Below are 4,705 nucleotides of genomic sequence, written 5' to 3' on the forward strand. Positions count from 1 at the left end.
CCCTGCAGCAGCGATTCGTCGACGGCATCGCCGCGATCACCGGGGCCACCACCGCCCAGCAGCACTTCGCGTGCGAGGCGCTGGTCGCGACCCTGGTCCACCTGGTCACCGCCCGATTCATCACCGACGACGTGGCCACTCTCGCCTCGCTGGCCGAGCCGATCGCGACCCTGGCAGGACAACTGCTCACCCCACCTGATCACAAGACATAGACCGGAGGGGACGACGATAGCGGTGTTCGACTTCAACGGCATATCCCTTGCCTACGACCACGCCGGAACCGGCACCCGCGGGGCGGGCCGGCCGGCCTCCAGCGCGGTCCATCCGTGGGCGTCGGTCGATTTCAACACGTTGATTGTGTCATTGCCGTGGCGGACTTTTCATTGACACAAGGGCAGCAGCACTACTCGGGTTCGTGCTGGTTGGCGACGGGGCGCTGGCAGCACCTTGAGGACGGCGACGTCACCTCAGTGTTGACCACAGAGGCACTCGCGAGCCACGCTGGAGGTGTGGCCGAATATTACAACAGCCCCTACGACTACCACGGCTTCGACAAACTGGAAGGCAGGCCCTACAACTACGACCAGTTTGCCGACTTATGTGGCGAGCAGCCGACCGGGCAGCTCACCGGTGTGTGGGAGTCGCGCACCAGCCCACTGGTGGCCCGTTGGGGCATCCCGCCCGTGCAGTACGTCGCGGTCATCGACACCAACCGGTGCGTTTTTATCCGCAGCCTGCCAGGGCCGTCGAAGAAGCTGCTGTCGATGAGACTGAGCTACACCAACTCCGATAGGTATTTCCTCACCGGGATCCTGACGATTCACAGCGCGCACACCCGTTGCTGGGATTGGGAAGTTGATTTCATGGAGCGGATTCACCTCCTGTTCAGTCTCGAGCGCCAATCGTTGGATGGCACGTTGGACAACCAGATCCAACTGCGGACCTCCGGAGATCGCAGAATCCCGGAACAAGACTGGCCACTGAAGCGGCGCTCAAGGTCCTTGGACCGCGCGACGCTGGACCAGTTTCTCGACGGCCCGGAATAGGACTGCGCGACGGGCGGGCTGCGGCATCTGCCACTCGTCGCCGGATGCGATGCCTCGCTGAAGGGCGCCCACGTGCTCACGACAGGTACTGCCCCTGGTCGACGACGAACCGAGCATCAACCCCGTTCATCGCGCACCATCGTGGATGCCGGGGGTGGAACGACCACGGCGAGCAGCATGCCTGTGGTCAGCGGCGGCCCAGCGCGGAGCGCTTCACCCAGCCGACCACGCCGGTGACGACGAAGAGCACGAGGCCGAGGAACAGCAGCCACGCCAGGCCCTTGACTACGACGCCGACGACGACAAAGACCAGCCAGACCACCAGGAGCAACGCGAGCAGGCCGAGCATGGTGCACCTCCGAGCCGAACGAATCTGACGATCAAGTGGTGCCCAGGACTCCGGCCGGCCAAACCAGCAGCGAAAGGACCTCACGGCTCGTGCGGGCCGCTGAAGGCGTGCTCCCGTGCCGTGCCGTCGACCGTCGGCCCGAACATCCGCGCATCGCTGGGGACCTCGGTCCCGTCGTCGGCGACGGCAGGACGGCGGACGCTCTGACTCGCCTGCTCGACGCGCATCCTCGGCAATGCGGACGGGTGCTGCTCCCTCGTCCACACGAGCAACTTCTCCCTTACCAGGCAACGAAGATCCCACAGCCGGGGCGCGTCGGCGGCGCTCACCAACGCGCGCAGCCGCACCATGCCGCCGACGATGTCGGTGGCCTGGAGGACGCAGACCCTGTTGTCCCACAGGACATTGCCCTCCAGCACGCGCCGGAGCTCCTGGCGCAGCTGCTCCACCGGCACCGACCAGTCCAGATCCAGTTCGACCGCGCCGAGCAGCGCCGACTCCTTGCGCGTCCAGTTCTGGAAGGGGTGGGACATGAAGTAGGACGTCGGCAGCACCAGCCTTCGGTCGTCCCACAGGTGCACCACGATGTAGGTGAGGGTGATGTCCTCGATCCGCCCCCACTCCTTCTCCACGATCACAACGTCGTCGAGTCGGATCGCGTCGCTGAACGCGATCTGCATGCCGGCGAACACGTTCCCCAGCAACGACTGCGCGGCAAGGGCGGCGATCGCGCCGATCACCCCCGCAGACGCGAGCACGCTGGCCCCGGCGGCTCGGGCAGACGGGAAGGTCATCAGCATCGCGCCGAGGGCGATGATCGCGACCACGGCGACGGTGATCCGCCGAAGCAGCGTGACCTGGGTGTGCACCCGTCTGGCGTGCCGGTTGTCCTGCACGTCGGTGCGGACGCGGGTGAGGGCGGCGTCCTCGATCACCATGAGCAGCGTGGCGACCAGCCAGGCGCCCGCGGCGATCAGGGCGAGGCCGAGCATCCGGATGATCGGGTCGCGCCACGCGTGGCTGCCCGAGCCGAACAGGACTGTGAGATGCACGACAACGATACCGACCAACCACTTCGTCGGCCGGTGCGCGCGGTCCGCGAGTTCGGCGAGGAAGGTCGACCGCCGACCCAGCCTGCGCACGATCCGGTGCACCAGCGCGACGACGAGCAGCGCGCCGACCAGCGAACCAGTGCCGATCAGCGCCATCAGGGCGCCGTCGAGCCATGAAGCGACCACAACCGCCTCCGTTTCCTGCCGAGGTGTAGTCACCTTGCTCTACCCAGTCAGGTCGGATCGGACACCCGGTTGCGCGTCCTAGGAGCTCCGAGCGAAGTGGACTTCGGCGGTGTCGACCGGGCCGGCGGTTCGACCGGGAGCCCGGTGATACCGCCAGTACAGGTTCGGTGGATGGCCCAGTCATTCCGGCCAGTCGGAGTTCCTGATCACGTCCACGAAGTCACCGCGCGTGAAGCCGGGCACGAAGTGCGCCAGCACGTCGGCCTTGACGTTGCCGAACGTGGTCTCGGGCCGGTTCCTGATCCCCTCGGTGAAGGCGGCGAGGATCTGCTTCCTGAAGTCCGGGCGAGGGTGGGCGGCCACCACCGAGGAGCGCTCGGCGTCGGAGACCGCGTGGTAGCCGATACCCAGGACGTCCAGTTCGACGCCGAGGGTGACCAGGGCGATCTCCGGGGCCATGCGCAGCGGGATCTCGGGGGTGGTGTGCAGCGCGATACCGGTCCAGACCAGGTCGGCCGGCCCTCCGGTGATGCCGTGGGCGTTCAGGAAGCGGCGGGCCTCGTCGGCGCCGTCGAGTTCGAAACGCTGGTCGGCACGCTGGTAGCGCGGGGTCAGGCCCAGGTCGTGGAACATCGCGCCCACGTAGAGCAGTTCGGGGTCGGCGTCGAGTCCCTGTTCGCGACCACGAAGCGTGCCCCACAGGAAGACCCGCCGGGAGTGGTGGAACAGCAGTGGCGAGGCGGCGTCCCGAACGAGTTCGGTCGCCTCCCGTGCCAGGGCGCTGTCGGGGATCGTGACCCCGGCGATCGTCTCGGCCATGATTCCTCCATCGGTCGTACGCGTGTCTCGTGGTGTGCTCCACGCTCTCTCGGTGACGTAGGCTGGGGCCATGTCCCTGAGGCCACGAATCCCACAGATCTGGACATGACGCGGTCATGACCCATCGAGTCGGCTTCGTGGTCTTCGACGGCGTGACCATGCTCGACGTCAGTGGCCCGGCGGAAGTGCTCGACCAGGCCGGACGCCACGTGACGCCCTACGAGACGGTGCTGATCTCGCCGCGCGGCGGCCAAATCACCACGTCCAACGGACTGGCGCTGACCGGCGCAGTCACCACGGCCGAGGCCGGAGCGCTCGACACCGTCATGGTCGCCGGCGGTGATCGGCTGGCACTGCAGCCGGTGGAGCGGGAACTGCTGGACACCGTCGGCGTCGTCGCCGCCGGGGCGCGCCGGGTCGCCTCCGTCTGCACTGGAGCGTTTGTCCTAGCCGCTCTCGGCCTGCTGGACGGCCGCCGGGCGACGACCCACTGGCGGCACGCCGAAAGCCTCGTGCGTCGCTACCCCGAAGTGCGCGTCGAACCGGACGCCATCCACATCCGCGACGGGCGGTTCGCGACCTCCGCGGGCATCAGCGCGGGCATCGACCTGACGCTCGCGCTGGTCGAGGAGGACCACGGCGCGGACGTCGCGCGGGCGGTGGCCCGCGAACTGGTGGTGTACATGCAGCGCCCCGGCGGGCAGTCGCAGTTCTCGGTCGCGCTCGCGACTCCGCCGGCCCGCAGCGGCCTGCTGCGCACGCTGATCGCCGCTGTCCTCGCCGACCCGGCTGCCGACCACAGCCTGTCGGCCATGGCCGCGCGCGCCGCCGTCAGCCCCCGGCACCTGACCCGGCTCTTCCGCGCGGAACTCGACACCACGCCGGCGCAGTGGCTCGAAGAGGTCCGCCTCAGCCGGGCCCAGCAGATGCTGCTCGCCGGGCACGGCGTCACCGTGGCTGCCCGCGACAGTGGCCTGGGCAGCGACGAGACTCTGCGTCGGGTCTTCGCGCGCCGGCTGGGCACGACGCCGAGCGAGTACCGGGCGCGGTTCGGGACAACCGGTTCGCGCTAGGGGTGTCCCGTGGATCTTGTCCGCGCGAGCCGGGCCGAGGCGGCCCCTGGCGGTGCCGCCGGACCACCCGAATACAACCCGGTATGAGGCCGGCCCGGCGGCACCGCCAGGAACCACCTCGATCCCGACTCCCATCGAACAAGATCCGCAGGACACCCCCTAGTAGACCGTCGCGTCTAA

At 68.3% G+C, this 4,705-nt stretch carries 6 protein-coding genes; 3 read left to right on the plus strand and 3 right to left on the minus strand.

Translation table 11 applies throughout. The features are described 5' to 3' along the window. Both F0L68_RS43000 and F0L68_RS40810 read left to right on the plus strand, forming a co-directional pair. Positions 1 to 212 (plus strand): hypothetical protein (locus F0L68_RS43000; RefSeq protein WP_223199599.1); only part of this gene is annotated, 212 nt, incomplete at its 5' end. Between the two features lie 114 nt (positions 213 to 326). Continuing rightward, positions 327 to 1,046 (plus strand): hypothetical protein, encoded by a 720-nt coding sequence (locus F0L68_RS40810; RefSeq protein ID WP_149855283.1) that lies wholly within the window; start codon positions 327 to 329, stop codon positions 1,044 to 1,046. A gap of 187 nt (positions 1,047 to 1,233) precedes the next feature. On the opposite strand, the gene F0L68_RS43005 is transcribed toward F0L68_RS40810, so the two are convergent. The 3 genes from F0L68_RS43005 to F0L68_RS40820 form a co-directional block, all read right to left on the minus strand. Continuing rightward, complete coding sequence (locus tag F0L68_RS43005) at positions 1,234 to 1,395, minus strand: hypothetical protein (protein ID WP_188317116.1); 162 nt, start codon at positions 1,393 to 1,395, stop codon at positions 1,234 to 1,236. An 80-nt stretch (positions 1,396 to 1,475) separates the two neighbouring features. Next, positions 1,476 to 2,633, minus strand: coding sequence for a mechanosensitive ion channel family protein (locus F0L68_RS40815; RefSeq protein ID WP_223199600.1), 1,158 nt, complete (start codon positions 2,631 to 2,633; stop codon positions 1,476 to 1,478). 180 nt (positions 2,634 to 2,813) lie between these two features. Further along, positions 2,814 to 3,452, minus strand: a complete 639-nt coding sequence (locus tag F0L68_RS40820; RefSeq protein ID WP_149855284.1) for an HD domain-containing protein — start codon at positions 3,450 to 3,452, stop codon at positions 2,814 to 2,816. A 116-nt stretch (positions 3,453 to 3,568) separates the two neighbouring features. On the opposite strand from F0L68_RS40820, the gene F0L68_RS40825 reads away from it, so the two are divergent. After that, positions 3,569 to 4,525 (plus strand): GlxA family transcriptional regulator, encoded by a 957-nt coding sequence (locus tag F0L68_RS40825; protein ID WP_149855285.1) that lies wholly within the window; start codon positions 3,569 to 3,571, stop codon positions 4,523 to 4,525. Positions 4,526 to 4,705 lie beyond the last annotated feature (180 nt).

This window comes from Solihabitans fulvus, assembly GCF_008386585.1.
In the GTDB taxonomy this organism is placed as follows: Bacteria; Actinomycetota; Actinomycetes; order Mycobacteriales; family Pseudonocardiaceae; genus Solihabitans; species Solihabitans fulvus.

Coding starts and splice junctions, on each gene's coding strand:
- F0L68_RS43005 (WP_188317116.1), bottom strand. CDS start 1,395: ATGCTCGGCCTGCTCGCGTTGCTCCTGGTGGTCTGGCTGGTCTTTGTC.
- F0L68_RS40820 (WP_149855284.1), bottom strand. CDS start 3,452: ATGGCCGAGACGATCGCCGGGGTCACGATCCCCGACAGCGCCCTGGCA.
- F0L68_RS40825 (WP_149855285.1), top strand. CDS start 3,569: ATGACCCATCGAGTCGGCTTCGTGGTCTTCGACGGCGTGACCATGCTC.